The sequence below is a fragment of the Erwinia rhapontici genome (assembly GCF_012271765.1).
GTDB lineage: Bacteria > Pseudomonadota > Gammaproteobacteria > Enterobacterales > Enterobacteriaceae > Erwinia > Erwinia rhapontici.
The window spans coordinates 759,964-783,941 of sequence record NZ_VRKO01000010.1 but is presented as its reverse complement, the minus strand read 5'-3'; the positions used below and the strand labels follow the sequence as shown (position 1 = coordinate 783,941).

Here is a 23,978-nt window from a genome sequence, read left to right as displayed (position 1 = left end):
TTTTTTGGCAAGTCTTGAGTTTACTAATGCAAAAGAAATCCATTTACGTCGCCTATACGGGCGGTACGATCGGTATGCAGCGCTCTGAACACGGCTTTATTCCGGTCTCCGGCCATCTGCAACGTCAGCTGGCCAATATGCCGGAGTTTCACCGCCCGGAGATGCCTGATTTCACCATCCATGAATACCAGCCGCTGATTGACTCCTCGGATATGACTCCGCAGGACTGGCAATCGATTGCGGATGACATTCGTCAGAATTATGACAATTACGATGGCTTTGTCATTTTGCACGGCACCGACACCATGGCCTTTACGGCCTCTGCGCTGTCGTTCATGCTGGAAAACCTGGCCAAGCCGGTGATTGTGACAGGCTCACAGATCCCACTGGAGCAACTGCGCTCCGACGGCCAGCAAAATCTGCTGAACTCACTGTTTGTTGCCGCAAATTATCCGATTAACGAAGTGACGTTATTCTTCAATAACACGCTTTATCGCGGTAACCGCACCACCAAAGCGCACGCTGACGGTTTCAATGCGTTTGATTCGCCAAACCTCGCCCCGCTGCTGGAAGCCGGTATCCATATTCGTCGTCTGAATACCCCTGCCGCACCTGCAGGCCAGGGAGCGCTGATCGTGCATCCGATTACACCGCAGCCGATTGGCGTGGTGACAATCTATCCGGGCATTTCTGCTGCCGTGGTGCGTAACTTCCTGCAACAGCCGGTAAAAGCACTGATCCTGCGTTCTTATGGCGTCGGGAATGCTCCGCAGAACAAAGAGTTCCTGCAGGAGCTGAAAGAGGCTTCCGATCGCGGCATTGTGGTCGTTAACCTCACGCAGTGCATGTCCGGTAAGGTCAATATGGGGGGTTACGCCACCGGAAACGCTCTGGCCCTGGCTGGCGTGGTGAGTGGTGCCGACCTGACCGTTGAGGCTACACTGACCAAACTGCACTTCCTTCTGAGCCAGGACCTGACCAGTGACGAAATTCGTCAGCTGATGAAACAAAACCTGCGTGGTGAACTCACCCCGGACTAATCCAACGGAGTAACTGATGCGTGACCGCCAGGCGTTGTTGTTGATTGATCTGCAAAATGACTTTTGTTCTGGTGGCGCGCTGGCTGTCAGTGACGGCGATCAGACGATTGCGGTGGGAAACCGCCTCGCTGCCGAGTTCCACCAGCGCGGTGAGCCGGTGATTGCCACGCTGGACTGGCATCCGGCTGGGCACGGTAGTTTTGCCAGCAGCGCTGGCACGCAGCCTGGGACCCTCGGTGAGCTTCACGGCCTGCCGCAAGTGTGGTGGCCGGATCATTGCGTGCAGCACAGCCACGGCGCGCAGTTGCACCCTCAGCTTAACCAGGCGCTGCTGACACTGCAGGTATGCAAAGGCGAGAATCCGGATATCGACAGCTACAGTGCGTTTTATGATAACGGCCAGCGTCACCAGACGCCGTTACATGCCTGGCTCCAGGAGAACGGCATCACGGCGCTGACGGTCATGGGGCTGGCAACAGATTACTGTGTTAAATACAGCGTGCTGGATGCACTGGCGCTGGGCTATCAGGTCACTCTGGTGAGCGCCGGATGCCGTGGGGTCAATTTGCAGGCTGATGACAGCCAGAAAGCCCTGGCCGAAATGGCCCTGGCGGGCGCGAAAATTATCTAAAGGCTACAAAATGACCGGGCGGGTCTGAGGCCCACACGGTCATACCACCAGGACGAATTATTCCGGAAGGAATAATTTACTGGAGTTTTATTCGCGTGATCGCATCGTCGCTGATCCCGAACTCTTCTTTGAGCTGTTTCTTACTTTTCATCACGATTTCCCCGCCTTTCGCGACACTCATATGTTGCGGGTTTTCATTGTGACGCGCCTGCCACAGCAAGACTAATTGTAAGCTGTTCTCTTTCTGCTCCGGCGTCAGTGCCACGCCATCAGCCCACTTGCCAGTCTCTACCGCCGTCACCAGTCGCTGATACACGTCTGGTGTCATACTGGCAATCATTTCATCCAGTTCCATCGCGACTCCTAGCCCTGAGTACTGTTGCCGTCTTCGTCAGTAAAACTCAACGAAGCGGAGTTGACGCAGAAGCGCTCACCCGTCGGCTGTGGGCCATCCGGGAACACATGACCAAGGTGAGAATCACAGCTTCCGCATCGGATTTCAATGCGTTGCATGCCATGAGTGTCATCTTCCAGATAGCGAATCGCATCATCACTGTAGGGCTCATAGAAGCTGGGCCAGCCGCAGCCTGAATCATATTTTGACCCGGACAGAAACAACGGTGCCTGGCAAACCAGGCAGTGATAAATGCCTTCGTGCTTGTTATGCAGCAATTTGCCGGAATACGGCGGTTCTGTGCCGCGCTGCTGGGTCACGTAGCGCTGCATCTCGGTTAACACATTTTCGGGTGAGAAAGGTGTATCATCTTTAGCCATGTTAGACTCTCTGGCAGTGTTATTCTGAAATTATCGGCTAGTATTCTAACAAATACTTAACAAGAGCAGGTGAATTTTTCGTATCGGGTGCACAAGGTGATCCAGTCAGCGTTGAATTTGTGACGCAGATCACCCTTTGGATCCATCACCCCTTTATATCCGGGCAACTTGCCCCAAGATCAATGGTGTTCATGCGTCAAGAAATAGGTTTTGTGTTGAATAATTCCTGGTCGACAGTTTGATTTGTCGCAACAATTGACACGATTCCGCTTGACGCCTGGTATGGTTTTTGTAATTTTACAGCCAACCTTTTATTCACTATCAACAAGCTGGTGGAATATATGACTATCAAAGTAGGTATCAACGGTTTTGGCCGTATCGGTCGCATCGTTTTCCGTGCTGCTCAGGAACGTTCTGATGTAGAAATCGTTGCAATCAACGATCTGCTGGACGCAGAGTACATGGCTTACATGCTGAAATACGACTCAACTCACGGCCGTTTCAAAGGCACCGTGGAAGTCAAAGACGGCCATCTGGTTGTTAACGGCAAAACCATCCGTGTTACCGCTGAGCGTGACCCGGCTAACCTGAAGTGGGATGCAGTAGGCGTCGATGTGGTTGCAGAAGCGACCGGTATCTTCCTGACTGACGAAACTGCACGTAAACACATCGAAGCTGGCGCGAAGAAAGTTGTACTGACTGGCCCATCTAAAGATGACACCCCAATGTTCGTTATGGGTGTAAACCACAAGTCATATGCTGGCCAGGATATCGTTTCTAACGCGTCCTGTACCACCAACTGCCTGGCACCACTGGCTAAAGTGATCAACGACAACTTCGGTATCGTTGAAGCACTGATGACCACTGTTCACGCAACTACCGCGACTCAGAAAACCGTTGATGGCCCGTCTCACAAAGACTGGCGCGGCGGCCGCGGCGCATCTCAGAACATCATCCCTTCTTCTACCGGTGCTGCTAAAGCGGTAGGTAAAGTGATTCCTGAGCTGAACGGCAAACTGACCGGCATGGCGTTCCGCGTTCCTACTCCTAACGTTTCTGTTGTTGACCTGACTGCACGTCTGGCTAAACCAGCATCTTACAAAGAAATTTGTGCTGTGATTAAAGCGGCTGCCGAAGGCGAGATGAAAGGCGTTCTGGGTTACACCGAAGACGAAGTAGTTTCTACCGATTTCAACGGTGAAACACTGACTTCTATCTTCGATGCGAAAGCGGGTATCGCACTGAGCGATACTTTCGTTAAACTGGTTTCCTGGTACGATAACGAAACTGGTTACTCCAACAAGGTCCTGGACCTGGTTGCTCACATCGCTAAATAAGCGACGTGAATGAGACTGAGGGCGACGGAAGTCGCCCTTTTTTTATGGTTAAATTTCAGAAGGCTGACTCATGAACGAGAAACTCTTTTCACTGCCCGTGATTAACCAGATTACCCCTTACCTCTCTCAGCGTCAGGTTGGCGAATTACCCGTTGTCGTCGTGGCGCATCCTAAAGTGCGTGCTGCCGTGACGTTACAGGGTGCCCAGCTGATTGCCTGGCAACCTGCCGGTGAAAAACCGGTGATCTGGTTAAGCGATAAAACCGCCTGGAATGTGGGTAAAGCTATCCGCGGTGGTGTGCCGATCTGCTGGCCGTGGTTTGGCCCGGCTGGCGAACCTGCGCATGGCTTTGCCCGTATCCTGCCGTGGACGCTGACCGCTCACGATGAAAATGAAAACAGCGTGATGCTGACCTTCGAATTAAAAAGCAGTGAACAAACGAAGAAATTCTGGCCGCACGATTTTACGCTGTTTGCCCGTTTCCGCTTCAGCGATCGCTGTGAGATTGAACTGGAAGCCCACGGTGACTTCGATGCCACCGCCGCACTGCACAGCTACTTTGAAGTGGCTGACATCGCCGGTGTTGAAGTCAGCGGCCTAGGTCCGAGTTATATCGACAAGGTCAACAACGGAGTCACCGGCACCTCAGCGGAAGGTAAGCAAACCTACCCGCAACGCATTGACCGCATCTATACCCAACCGGCAGATTGCAGCGTGATTGACGATAAGACGGGTCAGCGTGTAATTGAGGTTTACCACCATCATCAAAGTGACGTTGTCACATGGAATCCCGGCGCGGAGCTGTCATGCAGTATGAGTGATATGGCTAACGAAGGTTTTAAGACCATGGTGTGCGTGGAAACGGCCCATGTCAGTCAGCCGATGAAAAGCGCGGGTGAACAACCTGCCCGCCTGGCGACCACCTTCCGGGTGCGCAGTAAGCGTTAAGAATAGACCGGAGTGACCCTTTTCGGGCCGCCCCTGCTCTGCCTGCCCCGGACTCAGACCACATCCAGCGGTTGCTTTGTTTCTGGCGGTGGGAATGCCTGATTGATCAGTGCCAGTTCCTCGCTGGTCAGTACCACCCCGAGCGCCGCAGCATTGTCATCAACATGCGCAATGCTGCTCGCTTTCGGGATCGCCATCACTCCTTCTTTACGGATCACCCACGCCAGCAGCAGCTGCGCCATGCTGATGCCCTTTTGTTGTGCAATTCGGGTCAGCGTCGGGTGACTCATCAGCTCTGTGCGTAATCGACCCGCCTGCGCCAGGGGGCAATAAGCCATCAGCGGCATCGCCAGCTGCTGACAGTCAGGCAGCAAATCATACTCAATTCCACGGGATGCCAGATGGTAAAGCACCTGGTTAGTAGCGCACTGCGCGCCGCCTTCTTCAGCAAGTAACTCGTGGAGATCATCGCTGTCAAAATTAGACACCCCCCAGCGGCGAATTTTTCCCTGTTGTTGCAGTGTTTGCATCGCACGTAGCGTCTCTTCCAGCGGAATATTTCCCCGCCAGTGCAGAAGATAGAGATCGAGATAATCGGTGTTCAAGCGTGTCAGGCTGCGCTCACAGGCATCAACAGCATCCACCTCACTGGCATTCCACGGATAAACTTTGGAGACCAGATACGCCTGGTCACGACGCCCGCGCAAGGCCTCACCCACCACCCTTTCAGCGCCGCCATCGGCATACATCTCGGCGGTATCGATCAGCTTCAGACCCCGCTCCAGCCCGGCTTGCAAAGCAGCGACCTCCTGATGATGTTGAGCAGCGTCTTCCCCCATAAACCATGTACCCTGACCTATCACAGGCAGCTCGGTGCCATCGGCAAACGTGACGACTCGGTTCATCTTTCTCTCCATGCACTTTTTTAGGGCGCCACCATGATAAAAAAGGGCGCAGAGCGCCCTTTTTTAGTGCAGAGTGATGGCATCAGAAGGTATAGCTTACCCCGGTCCACAACAACATCTGTGAATCTCTGTCCACCATCGGGCTGTCTTTAATTTCATCAGCAAGACGGCTGTAACGACCTGAAAGGGTCGCATTCCAGTTCTGACTGATGGCCCAGCCTGCGGTCAACTCAACGTACGGGCTCCAGCTGCTGTCCGGATCGTAACGATCCAGCCCGCTGCGGCGGGATTCCGCTGACGAGATACCATAATAATACCCGTTCTGGTTTGAGCTGTTCCATAACGCGCCGATACCCGGTGTCAGGTTAAACTGGCCGAATTCAAAGCGATACAGGTAGGTCAGGTCCCAGATAATGCCGTTACTGTTGTCCAGCATGTCACCCACCAGCGTGGTGCGCACGATGCCCCAGTCGGCTGAGTGACGATACGCCAGGCCACCCATCAGGGTCATATGGCGCTTATTCAGCGATTTCATATCCCCGTCATCGACATCATCCGGATCATAGTTCTGCGGCGAACCAAGGACGGTCAGAGACAGCTGGTCCTGCTGGTCTTTCCACAGGAAATACCCGGCCTGAAGGCTACGGATATAGAAGCTGTCGCCCTCATAATTGATGATGGGAACCGGATAGTAACGGTCCTGACCGCTTTTATAAGGGCTCTGGCTATAGAGCAGCGACGCGCCCAACGTTAACGGATTGGCTTGTGCGAGAGGCGCAGCAAAACAGACAGGTAAAAGTGCAGTAAGCGCTGTAAGTTTGAATTGGTTCACAATTTATTCAGTCCATTAATATAACAATCGGTCATTAGTCTAAACAGTATGGTCGTATTGAGTCATACATTTACATTATTAGTAGCACATATAATCAATAACCCGAAAGAATGCGGTTGCAGATGCCAGTTGTTGAGGTTTACAAAAACCCGTCAGCCCGCATCCACTAAGGGGATGGTATAGCTGGTTTATAACTTTGTTATTGAAATTTCATTGAAAATGCTCAGCAAATCAGGAAATTTCCTAAATGCGATCTACGCTTATTTATAAGACGCTAAATTCCAACGAGCAGAGTGACCAGCATTTTTGTGTTTCCCGATAAAAAAAGTCAGGTTGGCATAAGGGTTGCTGTACTCACTGTAAGTTCCTTCAGGGGCTGACCAAACTTAGGCTCCTGGTACCTGTGCTAAAAACGAAAGGACGGGCATCGCCATGAATATATTCGATCACTACCGTCAGCGCTATGAAGCTGCCAAGGACGAAGAGTTCACACTGCAGGAATTTCTTACGGTTTGCCGGCAAGATCGCAGTGCATACGCCAATGCGGCGGAACGACTGTTAATGGCTATTGGTGAGCCAGTAATGGTGGATACCGCGCTGGAGCCACGCCTTTCCCGCCTGTTCTCTAATCGTGTTGTTGCGCGCTATCCTGCATTCGAAGAGTTTTATGGTATGGAGGATGCGATTGAGCAAATCGTTTCCTACCTGAAACATGCGGCACAGGGCCTGGAAGAGAAAAAACAGATCCTGTATCTGCTGGGCCCGGTCGGTGGCGGGAAATCCTCTCTGGCCGAACGTCTGAAATCACTGATGCAGCGTGTGCCCATCTATGTGCTCACGGCAGATGGCGAACGCAGCCCGGTGAATGACCATCCGCTGTGCCTGTTTAATCCGCAGGAAGATGCCAACATTCTTGAAAAAGAATACGGCGTTCCACGTCGTTACCTTGGCACCATCATGTCGCCGTGGGCCGCCAAACGCCTGCACGATTTCGGTGGTGATATCACCCGCTTCAAGGTCGTGAAGGTCTGGCCGTCGATTCTTGAACAGGTCGCGATTGCCAAAACCGAACCTGGCGATGAAAACAACCAGGATATTTCGGCGCTGGTGGGTAAAGTGGATATCCGTAAACTGGAAAACCACGCGCAAAACGATCCTGATGCTTATGGTTATTCCGGAGCGTTATGCCGGGCGAACCAGGGGATTATGGAGTTCGTTGAAATGTTTAAAGCGCCTATCAAGGTGCTGCATCCGCTGCTGACGGCCACCCAGGAAGGGAACTATAACGGGACTGAAGGGATCTCTGCCCTGCCGTTTAACGGGATAATCCTCGCGCACTCCAACGAATCTGAGTGGGTGACATTCCGTAACAACAAGAATAACGAGGCGTTCCTTGACCGTGTTTACATTGTCAAAGTGCCTTACTGCCTGCGCGTGTCGGAAGAGATCAAAATCTACGACAAGCTGCTGGTTAACAGTGAACTGACCCACGCACCTTGCGCGCCGGGTACGCTGGAAACACTGGCTCGCTTCTCGATTCTGTCGCGCCTGAAAGAGCCGGAAAACTCCAGTACCTATTCGAAAATGCGCGTCTACGACGGTGAAAGCCTGAAGGATACCGATCCTAAGTCGAAATCCTACCAGGAATACCGCGATTACGCAGGTGTGGACGAAGGGATGAACGGGTTATCTACCCGCTTCGCCTTCAAAATTCTCTCCCGTGTGTTCAACTTCGACCATGCTGAGGTCGCAGCTAACCCGGTGCACCTGTTCTATGTACTGGAACAGCAGATCGATCGTGAGCAGTTCCCGCAGGAACAGGCTGAGAAATACCTTGAACACCTGAAAGGCTACCTGATCCCGAAATATGCCGAGTTTATTGGTAAAGAAATTCAGACGGCGTACCTGGAATCTTACTCTGAATATGGTCAGAACATCTTCGACCGCTATGTGACCTACGCTGACTTCTGGATTCAAGATCAGGAGTATCGTGATCCGGATACCGGGCAGTTGTTTGACCGTGAGTCCCTGAACGCAGAGCTGGAAAAAATTGAGAAGCCGGCCGGGATCAGCAACCCGAAAGACTTCCGTAATGAGATCGTCAACTTTGTTCTGCGCGCCCGTGCTCATAATAATGGCCGTAATCCGAACTGGACCAGCTATGAGAAGCTGCGCACCGTGATCGAGAAGAAAATGTTCTCGAACACCGAAGAGCTGCTCCCGGTCATTTCGTTTAACGCTAAAACATCCACCGACGAACAGAAAAAACACGACGATTTTGTCGACCGTATGATGGAAAAAGGCTACACCCGCAAACAGGTTCGCCTGCTGTGCGAATGGTATTTGCGCGTAAGAAAATCGTCCTGATTCGGAAGTCGCATCCAGACGGGTCAGGGCTGATGCCCTGACCCGTCTGGCAACACTGTTTGGGGGAGCTATGGCCTATTTTATCGATCGGCGTCTTAACGGTAAAAACAAAAGCGCGGTCAATCGTCAGCGCTTTTTGCGCCGCTATAAATCGCAAATCAAACAGTCGATCTCCGAGGCCATTAATAAGCGTTCGGTTACCGACGTTGAGAGCGGTGAATCCGTCTCTATTCCAATTGAAGATATTAACGAACCGAGTTTCCATCAGGGACGCGGCGGCCAGCGCCATCGCGTTCATCCAGGTAATGACCACTTCGTCCAGAATGACCGCGTGGAGCGCCCACAGGGCGGTGGCGGAGGGAGCGGCAGTGGTCAGGGTAATGCCGGAAAGGATGGTGAAGGCCAGGATGAGTTTGTCTTCAATATCTCGAAAGATGAATATCTCGATTTGCTGTTTGAAGATCTCGCATTGCCGAATCTGAAAAAGAATCAGCATCGTCAGCTCAATGAGTATAAAACCCACCGTGCGGGCTATACCGCTAACGGTGTACCGGCCAATATCAGCGTGGTGCGCTCATTACAAAATTCGCTGGCGCGGCGTACCGCCATGACGGCGGGGAAACGGCGTCTGCTGGCCGAACTGGAAGAATCGCTGTTGCTGGTTGAAAACAGTGAGCCGGCTCAGTTGCTGGAAGAAGATCGGCTGCGGAAAGAAATTGAAGAGCTGCGTGCCCGCATCAAACGCGTGCCCTTTATTGATACCTTTGACCTGCGCTATAAAAACTTCGAAAAACGCCCGGAGCCATCCAGCCAGGCCGTGATGTTCTGTCTGATGGACGTGTCGGGTTCAATGGACCAGGCCACTAAAGATATGGCTAAACGTTTTTATATTCTGCTGTATCTGTTCCTCAGCAGGACCTATAAAAACGTCGATGTGGTGTATATACGTCACCACACTCAGGCAAAAGAAGTCGATGAGCAGGAATTTTTCTACTCACAGGAAACAGGTGGGACGATCGTGTCCAGCGCACTAAAACTGATGGATGAAGTCGTGAAAGAACGTTACGACCCGACCCAGTGGAATATCTATGCCGCACAGGCTTCCGATGGCGATAACTGGGCCGACGACTCACCGCTGTGTCACGAAATCCTGGCAAAAAATATTCTGCCCGTGGTGCGTTACTACAGCTATATCGAAATCACCCGGCGCGCTCACCAGACCTTGTGGCGTGAATATGAACATCTGCAATCGACCTTCGATAACTTTGCCATACAGCACATCCGTGAACCGGAAGATATCTATCCGGTGTTCCGTGCTCTGTTCCACAAACAGGCAGAAGAGAATTACTGATGTCTGTCCTCAGCCGACGTCTGCCGTCGGCTGAGAAATTTTGTATATAGTCCATTCCCCGCTTTTAACCCGTGTCATACTGCCCTCCTGCCAGGCTTTTATCTGGCTTTCACGCCTTTTTTTCGAGTCTGCATCGCTAATGCGTCAAATAAAGCCCATTTTGGTCGCACTCAGCGGCATTTACTTCTGGCTGTTTTGCGATATTTTATTCTGACTGACCTTTTCTTCTGTCCGTAAATGAATTGCGTACAGATTTTGACCCCTTCACTGAGTGAAGCGGTTTTTTCCTCATCACAGGAGAGATGCCCATTGGAAGCCAGCGCGATTTATAGTTTGTTCATTATTGGTTCTGTGCTGGTTGCGTCGAGCATTTTACTCAGCTCTTTTTCATCGAAACTGGGTATCCCGATTCTGGTTATCTTCCTGGCGCTCGGTATGCTGGCGGGTGTGGACGGTATTGGGGGGATCGCCTTTGACAACTACCCCGCGGCCTATCTGATCAGTAACCTGGCACTGGCAGTGATCCTGCTGGATGGCGGTATGCGCACCCAGGCCAGTTCGTTTAAAGTGGCGCTCGGTCCGGCGCTGTCGCTGGCAACGGTGGGCGTACTGATCACCGCGGGACTGACAGGTCTTGCCGCCGCCTGGCTGTTTGATCTCAACCTGATGAACGGTTTTCTGGTGGGGGCCATTATCGGTTCCACCGATGCCGCTGCGGTGTTTTCACTGCTGGGCGGTAAAGGCCTGAATGAGCGCGTCAGCGCCACGCTGGAAATTGAGTCCGGCAGTAACGACCCCATGGCCGTATTCCTGACCATCACCCTGATTGAGATGATTCAGCAGGGCCAGAGCGGATTAAGCTGGATGTTTGTGGTGCACCTGGTGCAGCAGTTTGGACTGGGCATTGTGCTTGGGCTCGGCGGCGGCTGGGCCTTACTGCAATTGATTAACCGTGTCTCTCTGGCCAGCGGTCTCTATCCACTGCTTGCCGTCAGCGGAGGCATTCTGGTCTTCGCCCTCACCACCGTTCTGGAAGGCAGTGGCATCCTCGCCGTCTACCTGTGCGGCTTTGTGCTCGGTAACCGCCCTATTCGCAACCGTCATGGCATTTTGCAAACCTTTGACGGCATGGCGTGGCTAAGTCAGATCGGCATGTTCCTTGTGCTCGGCCTGCTGGTCAATCCCATCGATCTCTGGCACATCGCTATTCCGGCCACGTTGTTATCACTCTGCCTGATTCTGGTCGCACGCCCGCTGTCGATAATGATTGGGCTGTTGCCGTTTCGCGGTTTCAATATTCGTGAAAGGATTTTTATTAGCTGGGTCGGGCTCAGAGGTGCCGTGCCGATTATTCTGGCCGTCTTCCCGATGATGGCCGGGCTGCCACATGCCTCCCTGTTCTTTAACATTGCTTTCTTTGTGGTGCTGGTGTCACTGATGGTTCAGGGCACGTCACTGGGCTGGGCAGCACGCAAAGCCAGGGTTGTCGTTCCGCCGATGGCTTCGCCTATTTCCCGCATCGGTCTGGATATTCACCCGGAGAATCCCTGGGAGCAGTTTGTTTATCAGCTCAGTGCCGACAAATGGTGTGTGGGTGCCGCGCTGCGTGACCTCAGAATGCCGCGAGAAACGCGTATTGCCGCGTTGTTCCGCGATAACCTGCTGTTACACCCGTCCGGCAGCACCCGCCTGAGAGAGAATGATGTGCTGTGCGTCATTGGCCGTGAGCGTGACCTGCCCGCACTCGGCAAGCTGTTCAGCCAGTCCCCGCCGGTGTCGCTGGATCAACGCTTCTTTGGTGACTTCATTTTGCAAGCCGATGCGCGCTTGCACGATGTCTCCGAGATTTACGGTATTGAACTGGATGCGGGCTCTGATACTCAGCAAACGCTGGGACAGCTGGTGCTGGGGATGATTGGCGGCGCACCCGTGGTCGGTGACCAGGTGGAATGGAAAAACATGGTCTGGACCGTGGCTGAGAAAGAGGCTAACGAGATCGTCAAAATCGGCGTCAGGGTTCAGGAAGAAAGGGAATAATTTTTCCTGATTTCATTCAGAACACGAATCCCACTCCACAAGATTTATCTGAAACCGTCATATTTAACCCTGGCGGTTTCAGATTCATCAAATAGTGATTTTTTGTTTATCGTATTGTCATATTTTTTATTTATATCTTTCATTTAGCATCAAAGCTTAAGATTAATCCCCTGTTTGATTTTTCATCTTCTTTTAGGATTATCCCGTATTAACTAACTCAAATAACTCCTGCATACTTATCACTTCATTATGTGACGGATATAGCGTGGTTATCTCATCTCCCACCGCTCCGCTGCCCTGAACACAGTTACGATAATGGCAATACCGACGTCAGTCTGATAAACCCAGAAGGTTTACTAAAGAGACTCCTGGACGCGTGCTTTATCCTCGTCAGGTCATTGATTTCTCATGATAAGAGAGCAGGCATTATGGCAAGTACTCTGGTACTGAATGAAAGTCGCCGGACATTCAGCGGCACACGAAAAAACATTATTGCGAAAGTTGCGTTAAGTTTCTCAGATTTACTCTCCATCAATCTGGCACTGTTTTTATCCGCAGCGACGCTGCAGGGTATTTGGGGTAATCTGGATATTTTTATCCCGCCGCAAGAAGTTGAAGTCCGCTTTATCGCGCAATTCATTATGTCAGTATTATGTACCGCATGGTTCTGGATGCGCCTGCGCCACTATACCTACCGCAAACCCTTCTGGTTTGAATTAAAAGACATTATTAAAACGCTGGTGATCTTTTCACTGTTAGACCTGGCACTGATTGCGTTTTCCAAATGGGATTTCTCCCGCATGCTCTGGAGTTTCACCTGGCTGTATGCCTTGATTCTGGTGCCTCTCCTGCGCTCATGCGTTAAGAATGCCATCCTGAAAGCGGGACAGTGGCAGAAACACACCATCATCATTGGTTCCGGTAAAAATGCCCGTGAAGCCTATGCCGCGCTGCAAAGCGAAGAGCTGCTGGGCTACGACGTGAAAGCCTTCGTTGCCCCGAGCGGTGAAAAGAACGGCGCTGATAGTTTCAATGGCATCCCGGTGATCACACACAAAGATATTGTCTGGGAGACTGTCGACCTCGATAACACCCAGTTTATTGTAGCGATGGAGAACGACCAGCGCGCCATTCGCGATAAATGGCTGAAACTGCTGTCGAAGAAAAAGTGCCGCTCAGTCTCCGTGGTGCCAACGCTACGTGGCGTGCCGCTGTACGGTACGGATATGTCCTTTATCTTTAGCCATGAAGTGATGCTGCTGCGCGTCAGCAATAATCTGGCGAAGCGCTCTTCACGCTTCCTCAAGCGCACCTTTGACGTTGTGGTGGCCTCACTGCTGTTGCTGTTCCTTGCTCCGGCATTTGGTTTGATCTGCTGGATGGTCAGCCGTGATGGCGGCAGCCCGATCTACGGTCACGAGCGCGTTGGTCAGGATGCGAAGAAGTTTAAATGCCTGAAATTCCGTTCGATGGTGATGAACTCGAAGGAAGTGTTGGAAACCCTGTTGGCCACCAGTGAAGAAGCACGCGCAGAGTGGGACAAAGACTTTAAACTGAAGAACGATCCCCGTGTCACCAAAATTGGCTCATTTCTGCGTAAGACCAGCCTGGATGAACTGCCGCAGCTGTGGAACGTCATTCGTGGTGAGATGAGTCTGGTGGGCCCACGTCCGGTGATTGAAGCAGAACTGGAGCGTTATGCCGGTGACGTGGATTACTACCTGATGGCTAAACCGGGTATGACAGGACTGTGGCAGGTGAGCGGTCGTAACGATATCGACTATGACACCCGTGTTTACTTCGACTCCTGGTATGTCAAAAACTGGGCGTTGTGGACCGATATCGCCATTCTGTTCAAAACAGCCGGTGTGGTACTGCGCCGCGACGGCGCGTACTAACCTGAGCTGAACAGTGCCAGCCATCGTCATTGCCGGCATCCGGCAATGACGATGGCCACATCCCCGAGCGCTTTTATCACTTTCTCCTTTTCTTTTCCCTCTGTTATCTCTACCCTGTCCGGCTTGCTTTAATCTGGACGCCACACCTGCTATGCAAAAATTTACGCTACTGTTACTCAGCCTGGTGCTGCTTGCACCGTTAGGCATTGACCTCTATTTGCCCACGCTGCCCGATATTGCTCTCGGTCTGAATACGCCCGTTTCTGCCATCCAGACAACGATCCCTTTGTTTTTACTGGTGATGGGCCTGGGGCAAATTATCGCCGGACCGCTGGTGGATAATCTGGGCCGTAAACCCATCGCGCTGATTGGTCTTCTGCTGTATGTCACCGGAAGCATCCTGGCCGCCACCGCCACCGGCTGGCCGCAGTTCCTCAGCGCCCGTGTCATTCAGGGCTGTGCCGTGTGCTGTACCGCCGTCGTGGCGTTCAGCGGCGTACGCGACCGTCTTAATGGTGAAGAAGCGGCGCGTGCTTATGGATTCTTAAACGGCGCGTTAAATATCGTCCCGGCCCTGGCACCGATGCTGGGTGGCTTCCTGGCCGATGCATTTGGCTGGCGGGCGAACTTTTGGTTCCTGACCGGTTATGCGCTGTTTATTGCCGTACTGGTGATGCTGTTCCTGCCGGAAACCCGCCCTGCTGATACGCAAAAGGTGAAAGGTTTACCCGTGCGTCAGTACTGGCAAATTCTGCGTCAGCCGCGTTTCCTCGCCTTTGCTTTTGCCAACGCGGGCGCACTGGGTATGGTGCTGACCTATGTTTCTCTGGCTCCGCAGGTTTTGATGACCGAAGGCAAACTCAGCGCACTGCAATTCTCCATCGCGTTTGGTGCTAACGGCTTCTGGATTATGCTGGTCAGCGTGCTGGTGAATAAGATGATCCGAAAACTGGGTCGCCCGATTTGTCTGGCAATTGGCGCACTGGCGATGACGATTGGTGCGATAACGTTAATGGGCGGTGTGATGCTGTTCCCGGCGGCCATGCAGACACACTGGGCGCTGTATATGCTGCCCGTTGCTATCTCCGTTGCCGGACTGGCCTTCACCGTGGGACCTGCAACCAGCTACGCCCTGGAGCCTTATCAGCAGCAGGCCGGTGTCGCCTCTGCACTGGCAGGTTTTATTCAGATGGCGGGAGGATCGTCGGCGGGTCTGTTAGTGATGGCGCTACCGATTGCGGAGAAATCCGCGCTGGCACTGATGATGGCGGCCGGTGCGCTGCTGGCACTGACCGCCTGGCGTATCAGTAAAAATGTGCGCGGTACGCTGACCTCGCTCTAAGATTATTCAACGATCACCGGCACCCGGGGGGCGAGCGCGCACATCAGCTCATAGCCAACGGTGCCGGCGGCGGCGGCCACATCATCAATTTTGACGTTGTTGCCCCACAGCTCAACCTGGCTACCTATGCCCGCCTGAGGGCACGGGGTTAAATCGACAGTGATCATATCCATTGAAACCCGCCCGACCGTCTGCGTCATCACACCATCAACCAAAATCGGCGTTCCGGTCGGCGCATGACGGGGATAACCATCAGCATAGCCGCAAGCTACCACTCCGATACGCTGTTCACCTGATGCACGGTACTGGCCGCCGTATCCAACAGCAGAACCCGCCGTCAGCTGCTGAATGCCGATCACTTCGCTGGTCAATGTCATCACGGGTTGCAAACCACTGCTGGCAATGTCCTGCCACTGGCCGCTGGGGGATGCGCCATACAGGATAATACCGGGACGTACCCAGTCATGATGCGTTTGCGGATGCCACAACGTAGCCGCGGAGTTCGCCAGCGAACGCGCACAATTCAGCCCTTCAGCCGCCTGCTCAATGCGCTGCAAGGGTCCGGCAATACCTTCACTGGTTTCAGCGTCAGCAAAGTGGGCCATCAGCGTCATTTCACCAACGTTATCCAGGGAACGTAATTTTTGCCACGCGTTATGCACCTGATCGGGCTGGAAGCCCAGTCGGTTCATACCGCTGTTCATTTTGAGATAAATATCCAGTGGCGCCGAGAGCCTGGCTTTTGCCAGCGCCTGAATTTGCCAGTTACTGTGAACGCTGGTGGTCAGGCGATACTGGTCAATAATCGCCAGTTCATCCTGATGGAAGAAGCCCTCCAGCAGCAGGATCGGTTTTTTCCAGCCCTGTTCGCGTAACAGAATAGCCTCTTCCAGGTTGAGCAAGGCGAAACCATCCGTTTCCACCAGACTCTGCCAGACTCGCGCAATACCGTGTCCGTAGGCATTCGCCTTCACGACTGACCACAGGCGCGAACCACCCGCCGCCTGGCGCGCTACTGCCAGATTTTGCCTCAGCGCAGCGAGATTAATCGTTGCGAGAATAGGACGAGACATACTCTCTCCTTGTAAAAAAATACGATGAGTTAGCGAACATTGGCACTGTGCAGTGAGCGAGCCGGCGCCGGAATAAAACCTGGCAGATAGCGCATGACAGACAGATCGTCAGCGGAAATCGCGGGTGTCACACCGCTAATAATATCCGCAAGAAGCTGCCCTGAACCACAGGCCATTGTCCAGCCAAGAGTACCATGTCCGGTATTAAGGAACAGGTTTTTCAACGGGGTACGACCTACAATTGGCGTGCCGTCGGGTGTCATTGGGCGTAAACCACTCCAGAAAACCGACTGCTCAATATACCCACCTTGCGGGAAGAGATCGCCGACAACCATTTCCAGCGTGCGACGGCGTGCCGGTAACAGTTTGGTGTTAAATCCGACAATTTCTGCCATTCCCCCCACACGAATACGATCGTCAAAACGGGTGATCGCCACTTTATAGGTTTCATCCAGCACCGTTGAAATCGGTGCCGCAGCCGCATCTTTGATCGGTATCGTCAGTGAATACCCTTTTAGGGGGTAAACAGGCACCTTAACAATATCCTCTAACAGCGCCGTCGAGAATGACCCGAATGCCACCACATAAGCATCCGCAGTCACCATCTCGCCGCCACATTTGACGCCGCTGATGCGATTACCATCCTGTACCAGAGCATCGACAGAGGTATTGAAACGGAAGGTGACTCCCGCGTCTGCCGCCATCGCCGCCAGACGCTGGGTAAACAACTGGCAATCACCGGTTTCATCATTGGGCAAGCGTAAACCGCCCGTCAACTTGTGCTGGGTTGCCGCCAGTGCCGGTTCTGCCTGCAACAGCTGCGTGGCCTCCAGCAGCTCGTAGGGGACTCCGGCCTCTTTCAGGACCGCGATATCCTTCGCTGCACTGTCAAACTGCTGCGCGGTGCGGAATAACTGCAATGTTCCTCCCTGACGCCCTTCATAGGCAATGCCCGTTTCCTGGCGCAATGCTTTGAGGCAGTCACGGCTGTATTCCGCAATTCGCACCATGCGGCTTTTATTCTGCTGGTAATGGCGCATATCGCAGTTACGCAACATCTGCCACATCCATTCCAACTGGAAGCGGCTGCCATCAAGGCGGATCGCGAGTGGAGCATGGCGCTGGAACATCCATTTTACGGCTTTAAACGGCACACCCGGTGCCGCCCAGGGGGCGGCATATCCGGGTGATATCTGCCCTGCATTCGCCGCACTGGTTTCCAGTGCTACTGCGGGCTGACGATCGATTACCGTCACCTCATGTCCGGCCTGCGCCAGATACCACGCACTTGCCACACCCACCACGCCACTACCCAGAATGACAACTCGCATACCCACCTCATAGAGACACATTATAGAATTATGCACTGGACATTCGACATCAACATGGATGAAAACACCAGTGATAACACTCACATTACGCTGACATATTTCACATCTTTTTTACCCTCCAGGTAAATAAAAACAAGATGCCCAGCTTAATTCAGTCAAAACCTCTGGTTTAATACATTAAGTAGCAGATAATAATTTAATCACAGCATATATGCGCAAACACCAGAACAATCCCACCCTGTCATAACTTAATGCTATAAACAGGATATTATCCTGCAAAATGCATGTTTTTATGAATTTATTGTTACGTAAAAATCTTTTTTTAAACAGCACTGGATTTTGTATCGAAGATTTCAATTGTTTTAACGAGAGGGATACGAGACAGTGAACTATCATTGAGATATTGGCTTTAATTCCAGGCTTATCAGCGCCTCATTTGTGCGGGTGAGCCGAGATGAAAACGGACATTCTGCCGTAAGGTAATCCGGTTTTATAAAAAGGGGTGCGCTATGACCACGATCTTTGACGATCCGATTAAGGACAGCAAACGACTCGATGATGGACCAGACTGGACCTTCGACCTGCTTGATGTGTATCTCAAGGAGATCGACCGCGTCGCTAAATCCTACCGACTGGATACCTACCCGCATCAGATTGAGGTCATCACCTCCGAACAGATGATGGATGCTTATTCCAGTGTCGGGATGCCAATCAACTATGCACACTGGTCATTCGGTAAGAAATTTATCGAGACAGAACAGCGCTATAAGCACGGCCAGCAAGGTCTGGCCTATGAAATCGTCATCAACTCCAATCCGTGTATTGCCTATCTGATGGAAGAAAATACCATGACGATGCAGGCGCTGGTGATGGCGCATGCCTGTTATGGTCACAACTCCTTCTTCAAGAATAACTATCTGTTCCGCAGTTGGACGGATGCCAGCTCCATCGTCGACTACCTGATCTTCGCCCGTAACTACATTACGCAGTGTGAGGAGCGCTACGGAGTGGAAAACGTGGAACGGCTGCTCGACTCCTGCCATGCGCTGATGAATTATGGCGTTGACCGCTACAAACGTCCGCAAAAAATCTCCTTGCAGGAAGAGAAAGCGCGGCAACAGAGCCGTGAAGAGTACCTGCAAAGCCAGGTGAACATGCTGTGGCGCACCTTGCCACGGCGTGAGCGCGAGGAAGCGCAATTCGCCAACACGCGCTACCCATCCGAACCACAGGAAAACCTGCTGTACTTTATGGAGAAGAATGCGCCGCTGCTGGAACCCTGGCAGCGTGAATGTCTGCGCATTGTCAGAAAGGTCAGCCAGTATTTCTACCCGCAAAAACAGACTCAGGTGATGAATGAGGGATGGGCTACGTTCTGGCACTACACCATTCTTAATCACCTGTATGACGAAGGGAAAGTTTCTGAGCGCTTTATGCTGGAGTTCCTGCATAGCCACACCAATGTGGTCTTCCAACCCCCTTACAACAGCCAGTGGTATAACGGTATCAACCCGTATGCGCTTGGCTTTGCGATGTTCCAGGATATTAAGCGCATCTGCGAGGAGCCAACGGAAGAAGATCGTCACTGGTTCCCGGATATTGCCGGTTCTAACTGGCTGGATACCCTACACTTTGCGATGAAGGAGTTTAAGGACGAGAGCTTTATCAGCCAGTTCCTTTCACCGAAGATCATGCGCGATTTCCGCCTGTTCACGGTGATGGATGACGATCGCAATAATTTCCTCGAAATTGCGGCCATTCATGATGAAGCGGGCTACCGGGCGATCCGTCAGCAGCTCTCCGCTCAATATAATTTGAGCAATCTCGAACCGAATATACAGGTTTATGACGTGGATCTGCGTGGGGACCGATCGCTGACCTTACGCTATGTTCCGCATAACCGCGCACCGCTGGATAAGAGTCGTCGGGAAGTGTTGAAGCATGTACATCGTCTGTGGGGCTTTGACATCAATCTGGAACAACAGAACGATGATGGCACAGTGGAGATCCTCGAACGCTGCCCGCCCCGCCCGGGCACCACTATCTGATCTGAGGTCAGCCTCAATGTGAAGAGGGCGACCCGCCAATGGGTCGCCCTCTTTTTCTGTTTCTTCGGGCTGACCGCATAAAGAGGTCAGCCCTTTTTATCGACTTAACGGCGAGCAGGCGGCAGATCGGTTGGCATACTGGTCTGCATGGCATGCCAGATTTCCCCGCTGCGACGACCATAGTCGCGCACGCTGTCTACAATCAGGTCATATTGCTGGGTATGAAGGATATTCAGCAGTTGCTGATAGAAAGCCTGTGCCAGACGTCGCGCTTCCGGGTTGGAGAAATAGTGACGCCCAACGCGCGTATACAGTCCTTTCAATCCATTGATGATCAAACCGTAAATAGGATTACCCGAGGCGAACGCCAGCCCACGGAAGATGCTGTAATCGAGATTGGTATAGGCTTCCGCCTGGTCGTCCACGTGGCTTGCGGTTTCCAGCACTTCACGCGCTTTATCCGGGTAAGTACGGATAGCACGACGAATAAAGATAGACGAAATATTGGTGCGAACTGACAGCAGGTTATCCACTAACTGCGGTACGCTGTCATGATCGAGACGGGCCAGTGTTTCCAGAATACTTAATCCGGAGGTTTCCCAGAAATTATTCACTTTGGTCGGTTTGCCGTGCTGAATGGTCAGCCAGCCATCGCGCGCCAGGCGCTGTAAGACTTCTCGTAGTGTGGTTCGGGTGACACCTATCAGTTCGGAGAGTTCGCGTTCAGCGGGCAGAATTGAACCCGGAGGGAAACGGTTATTCCAGATACTTTCAATGATGTACTCTTCCGCGAAACCCGCAGGGCTCTGCGCCTTAATAACCATAGCGTTCTTCTTCCGTTGCGTTCATTACGTCAAAAATTCGGCTCATCATACCAGAGGCACCAGGCATCACCTAGCCTGGCTGCCAGGGAAAAGACGATCGTCTGCAAAAAATATGACATTGCCGTCCTGGCAGCGAAACCACAATACAGCCTGTCCACAGACCTTCGTTTATCATCGGAAACATTATTTTAAGTCACTTTCCTGCTTAAATTTTTCCCTCCTGGCTGGATTGCAGACGCTTTTCGTTTACACTGCCGTCTAAATGTATTCCAGACGGATAAACTAATGTTGAGATACCTGAATAGCTGCTCCCGTGGCCGGGGCGCCTGGTTGCTGATGGCACTGACCGCTTTCGCTCTTGAGATGACCGCGCTCTATTTTCAGCATGTGATGCTGCTGAAGCCGTGTGTGATGTGTATTTATGAACGCTGTGCCCTGTTCGGCATTATGGGGGCGGGTATCGTCGGCGCTATCGCACCGAAATCACCTTTGCGCTGGGCCGCTATTCTGATCTGGTTATACAGCGCATGGGAAGGCCTGCGACTGGCGTGGGAACATACCATGATTCAGTTGCATCCCTCTCCGTTTGCGACCTGTGATTTTGCCGCCCGCTTTCCGTCCTGGCTGCCGCTGGATAAATGGTTACCTTCCGTGTTTGTCGCCAGCGGCGACTGTGCAGAGAAGTCCTGGTCATTTCTGACCCTGGGTATGCCGCAGTGGCTGGTAGGCATCTTTGCCGCATACCTGGTTGTTGGTGTGCTGGTGCTGATAGGTCAGCCCTGCAAACCTAAAAGACGCGACCTGTTCTCACGTTAAAAAAAAGCTCCGCCTTCGCGGAGCTTTTCTGCTTATCATACCCACTCTGAACGTCTATTTACCGTACCAGCGCGGGCGGTTGATAATATGCTCTTCCCAGTCAACCACTTCACTTTCATGCACGGCAATATGCCGTACCGAAATACGCGCAGCATGCATAGCTGCACGTGAACCACTTCGCAGCGGATGCCAGGGTGGCAGAGTTTTCCCTTCAGCCAGCACACGGTACGCGCAACTTGGCGGTAACCATTGAAAGGTGGGCAGATTTTCGCGCGTCAGCTTAATACAGTCCTCTTCCAGTTCGAAGCGGCGCTCATAGTTACGGCATTGGCAGCTTTTGATATTCAGCTGATTACAGGCAACGTTGGTGAAATAGATTTCATCGGTGTCGGCGTCCTGTAACTTATTCAGGCAACACTGGCCACAGCCATCACATAAGGACTCCCATTCCTCGTCGCTCATTTGTTCCAGCGTTTTACGCTGCCAGAAAGGGGTATCAGTCATGTTGGGTGTCCGGTAAAAGTAAAAGCCCGCACCTTATAGAGGGTTTAGGCTTTAGTTGCAAGTTTTACAGCACGCGCGTGGCAACACCGTGGCCGCCGAGCGACACTTCAAGACGATCGCCTGAGACCATCGGCCCCACACCTTCCGGTGTCCCGGTCAGGATCACATCGCCCGCGCGCAGGGTAAAGAACTGGCTCATATACGCAATCAACGGCAAGATTTTATGGATCATGTCAGCAGTCGTTCCCTGCTGGCGGACCTCTCCGTTGACGATCAATTTCAGCTCGACATCCTGAGGGTCGTGTTTGAATTCACTCACCGGAATAAAACCGGACAGCGGGCAGGAATTATCGAATCCCTTGGCTTTTTCCCAAGGCTGTCCGGCTTTCTTACAGCCTGCCTGAACATCGCGTAAGGTTAAATCCAACGCAACACCATACCCGGCAATCGCCTGCGCGACGTGTTCTTCGGTCGCATGCTTAAGTGTCACGCCAATCAGTATCGCCAGCTCGACCTCGTGATGCACGGCACCGAGGTTTTTTGGAATAGAGAGCGGCTGGCGGATATCACACAGCGCAGTTTCCGGTTTAATAAACAGTACGGGTTCCGTAGGTGTCGCGCTGCCCATCTCTTTAATGTGGTTTGCGTAGTTACTCCCAACGCAAACCACTTTGCTGACCGGAAAATCTAACAATGCGCCCTGCCAGTTATGGTGCTGATACATGCTTTTCCCCTGCTTCGTTAGAGTGGCTGCGCCGACATCATGCCGCCGCATATCTGCTGACTGTTCTTTTTACTGCGCTGCGATGGCATCGGCCATCATGCCAATACTGATAGCGAAATAATAAGACCGATTCCAGTGCATCAACGTTCGGAAATTGTCATAAACCATGAATGAACGACCGTCACCGTCCTGTGGCGTGATGATCCAGGCGCGCTGGCTGCTGCTGTTCTGTTCGGGATGCAGTAGCTGTACGCCTGACTGCTGCCACTGCGCCGGGGTTTTGGCCTGTGCCGTTTTTAATCCCGCCAGTTGCGCATTAAAATCAGCCGGCAACGTCACTTCCACGCCCCACCCCTGCCCGGCTCGCCAGCCTTCACGTTGTAAATAGTTCGCTGTGGAGGCAAAGACATCATCCAGATTGTTCCAGATATCAATTTTGCCGTCACCATCACCATCCTTTCCGTAATTCAGGAAGGAGCTGGGCATAAACTGGCTCTGACCCATCGCCCCTGCCCACGATCCTTTCAGCTCAGCGGCTGTCATCTGTTGGCGTTGGATGATTCGTAGCGCTGCCATCAGTTCTTTCGTGAAGAAGGCTTCTCTCCGGCCTTCAAAGGCCAGCGTGGCCAGAGCAGAGACCACCTCCTCCTTGCCCTGAATCCTGCCGAAGTGACTCTCAAGCGCCCACAGCGCGACAATATATTGTGTCTGAACGCCGGAGGCATCGGCTATCGGTTGCAGCTGGTTGTGGTATTGCTGCCAATATTCCCGGGCCTGAGCGATCTTTTCTGGCGTGATCACGCGGGTCAGATAATCGTTGAGGGTGACTTTGTTTTCCAGCTGTCCGCGATCGGATTTAATGACCCGGTCAACAAAATGCACGCCGGTAAACGCCGTCTCGATAGTCGCATCATCATAACCCTGCTGACGGGCCTGTGCTTTGAGCTGCTCAACGAAAGCAGGAAATTGTGCCGGGTCGCGGCCCTGCTGTGCCAGCGTGGTGTCTGACGTGTTTGTGCTGTTACCGGAGTTTAGGAAGGCGGCGTGGCTGGCAGAGCTCCCCACCAGAAAGAGAGAAAATACGAAGAAATTTCGGGCTGAGAGCTTCATGCGGGCATCCTTTTATCGCTATCTACACCGGTAATTTAAAATAAAAAGCGATCCCTGACCGGCGAAGATATATTTGCAGATGATT

The 23,978-nt window shown here is 52.5% G+C and carries 21 protein-coding genes; 11 read left to right on the top strand and 10 right to left on the bottom strand.

The annotated features are described in order from the left end of the window. Window positions 1-26: 26 nt before the first annotated feature. Window positions 27-1,040 (top strand): asparaginase, encoded by a 1,014-nt coding sequence (ansA, locus tag FVB43_RS08850; RefSeq protein WP_133841863.1) that lies wholly within the window; start codon window positions 27-29, stop codon window positions 1,038-1,040. A gap of 16 nt (window positions 1,041-1,056) precedes the next feature. Further along, window positions 1,057-1,671, top strand: a complete 615-nt coding sequence (gene pncA / locus FVB43_RS08845) for a bifunctional nicotinamidase/pyrazinamidase (protein WP_167863797.1) — start codon at window positions 1,057-1,059, stop codon at window positions 1,669-1,671. Window positions 1,672-1,747: 76 nt separating this feature from the next. On the opposite strand, the gene FVB43_RS08840 is transcribed toward pncA, so the two are convergent. Together FVB43_RS08840 and msrB are read right to left on the bottom strand one after the other, a co-directional pair. Then, the gene (locus FVB43_RS08840; protein ID WP_133841861.1) at window positions 1,748-2,026 is read right to left on the bottom strand and encodes a YeaC family protein; all 279 of its coding nucleotides are present in this window, start codon (window positions 2,024-2,026) and stop codon (window positions 1,748-1,750) included. 8 nt (window positions 2,027-2,034) lie between these two features. Beyond that, on the bottom strand, window positions 2,035-2,445 hold the full coding sequence (msrB, locus tag FVB43_RS08835; RefSeq protein ID WP_159336546.1) for a peptide-methionine (R)-S-oxide reductase MsrB: 411 nt from the start codon (window positions 2,443-2,445) through the stop codon (window positions 2,035-2,037). Window positions 2,446-2,786: 341 nt separating this feature from the next. Here msrB and gapA point away from each other — a divergent pair, with 341 nt between their 5' ends. Both gapA and FVB43_RS08825 read left to right on the top strand, forming a co-directional pair. Continuing rightward, complete coding sequence (gapA, locus tag FVB43_RS08830) at window positions 2,787-3,782, top strand: glyceraldehyde-3-phosphate dehydrogenase (RefSeq protein ID WP_166653688.1); 996 nt, start codon at window positions 2,787-2,789, stop codon at window positions 3,780-3,782. Window positions 3,783-3,852: 70 nt separating this feature from the next. After that, window positions 3,853-4,731, top strand: coding sequence for a D-hexose-6-phosphate mutarotase (locus FVB43_RS08825; protein ID WP_133841858.1), 879 nt, complete (start codon window positions 3,853-3,855; stop codon window positions 4,729-4,731). A 53-nt stretch (window positions 4,732-4,784) separates the two neighbouring features. On the opposite strand, the gene FVB43_RS08820 is transcribed toward FVB43_RS08825, so the two are convergent. Both FVB43_RS08820 and FVB43_RS08815 read right to left on the bottom strand, forming a co-directional pair. Beyond that, window positions 4,785-5,636, bottom strand: a complete 852-nt coding sequence (locus FVB43_RS08820; protein WP_167863796.1) for an aldo/keto reductase — start codon at window positions 5,634-5,636, stop codon at window positions 4,785-4,787. An 82-nt stretch (window positions 5,637-5,718) separates the two neighbouring features. Continuing rightward, a complete protein-coding gene (locus FVB43_RS08815; protein ID WP_133841856.1) occupies window positions 5,719-6,468 on the bottom strand; it encodes a MipA/OmpV family protein in 750 nt (249 codons plus the stop codon). Between the two features lie 432 nt (window positions 6,469-6,900). Here FVB43_RS08815 and yeaG point away from each other — a divergent pair, with 432 nt between their 5' ends. From yeaG to FVB43_RS08790, 5 genes are all read left to right on the top strand, one after another. Beyond that, window positions 6,901-8,835: a protein kinase YeaG gene (gene yeaG, locus FVB43_RS08810; protein ID WP_133841855.1), complete on the top strand. Its 1,935-nt coding sequence runs from the start codon at window positions 6,901-6,903 to the stop codon at window positions 8,833-8,835. Between the two features lie 70 nt (window positions 8,836-8,905). Next, window positions 8,906-10,186, top strand: coding sequence for a YeaH/YhbH family protein (locus tag FVB43_RS08805; RefSeq protein WP_133841854.1), 1,281 nt, complete (start codon window positions 8,906-8,908; stop codon window positions 10,184-10,186). A gap of 309 nt (window positions 10,187-10,495) precedes the next feature. After that, window positions 10,496-12,223: a potassium/proton antiporter gene (locus tag FVB43_RS08800; protein WP_133841853.1), complete on the top strand. Its 1,728-nt coding sequence runs from the start codon at window positions 10,496-10,498 to the stop codon at window positions 12,221-12,223. 428 nt (window positions 12,224-12,651) lie between these two features. After that, complete coding sequence (gene wbaP, locus FVB43_RS08795; protein ID WP_167863795.1) at window positions 12,652-14,121, top strand: undecaprenyl-phosphate galactose phosphotransferase WbaP; 1,470 nt, start codon at window positions 12,652-12,654, stop codon at window positions 14,119-14,121. Window positions 14,122-14,272: 151 nt separating this feature from the next. Next, window positions 14,273-15,463: a multidrug effflux MFS transporter gene (locus tag FVB43_RS08790; RefSeq protein WP_159336545.1), complete on the top strand. Its 1,191-nt coding sequence runs from the start codon at window positions 14,273-14,275 to the stop codon at window positions 15,461-15,463. A 2-nt stretch (window positions 15,464-15,465) separates the two neighbouring features. Here the strand turns inward: FVB43_RS08790 and dadX are convergent, their stop codons facing one another. Continuing rightward, window positions 15,466-16,536 carry a catabolic alanine racemase DadX gene (dadX, locus tag FVB43_RS08785; protein WP_133841850.1) on the bottom strand — a complete coding sequence of 357 codons (1,071 nt, stop codon included), beginning with the start codon at window positions 16,534-16,536 and terminating at the stop codon, window positions 15,466-15,468. 29 nt (window positions 16,537-16,565) lie between these two features. After that, window positions 16,566-17,867, bottom strand: a complete 1,302-nt coding sequence (locus tag FVB43_RS08780; RefSeq protein WP_133841849.1) for a D-amino acid dehydrogenase — start codon at window positions 17,865-17,867, stop codon at window positions 16,566-16,568. Between the two features lie 509 nt (window positions 17,868-18,376). Between FVB43_RS08780 and FVB43_RS08775 the strand changes: the two genes are divergently transcribed. Next, window positions 18,377-19,915 carry a SpoVR family protein gene (locus FVB43_RS08775; RefSeq protein ID WP_133841848.1) on the top strand — a complete coding sequence of 513 codons (1,539 nt, stop codon included), beginning with the start codon at window positions 18,377-18,379 and terminating at the stop codon, window positions 19,913-19,915. Window positions 19,916-20,019: 104 nt separating this feature from the next. Here FVB43_RS08775 and fadR read toward each other — a convergent pair whose 3' ends face one another. Beyond that, window positions 20,020-20,739, bottom strand: coding sequence for a fatty acid metabolism transcriptional regulator FadR (gene fadR, locus FVB43_RS08770; protein ID WP_133841847.1), 720 nt, complete (start codon window positions 20,737-20,739; stop codon window positions 20,020-20,022). 285 nt (window positions 20,740-21,024) lie between these two features. Here fadR and dsbB point away from each other — a divergent pair, with 285 nt between their 5' ends. Further along, on the top strand, window positions 21,025-21,555 hold the full coding sequence (dsbB, locus tag FVB43_RS08765; protein WP_133841846.1) for a disulfide bond formation protein DsbB: 531 nt from the start codon (window positions 21,025-21,027) through the stop codon (window positions 21,553-21,555). A gap of 54 nt (window positions 21,556-21,609) precedes the next feature. Here the strand turns inward: dsbB and FVB43_RS08760 are convergent, their stop codons facing one another. The 3 genes from FVB43_RS08760 to FVB43_RS08750 form a co-directional block, all read right to left on the bottom strand. Continuing rightward, a complete protein-coding gene (locus FVB43_RS08760; protein ID WP_167863794.1) occupies window positions 21,610-22,059 on the bottom strand; it encodes a YcgN family cysteine cluster protein in 450 nt (149 codons plus the stop codon). Window positions 22,060-22,123: 64 nt separating this feature from the next. Then, complete coding sequence (locus tag FVB43_RS08755) at window positions 22,124-22,783, bottom strand: fumarylacetoacetate hydrolase family protein (protein WP_167863793.1); 660 nt, start codon at window positions 22,781-22,783, stop codon at window positions 22,124-22,126. Between the two features lie 69 nt (window positions 22,784-22,852). Beyond that, window positions 22,853-23,893, bottom strand: coding sequence for a lytic murein transglycosylase (locus tag FVB43_RS08750; protein WP_167863792.1), 1,041 nt, complete (start codon window positions 23,891-23,893; stop codon window positions 22,853-22,855). Window positions 23,894-23,978 lie beyond the last annotated feature (85 nt).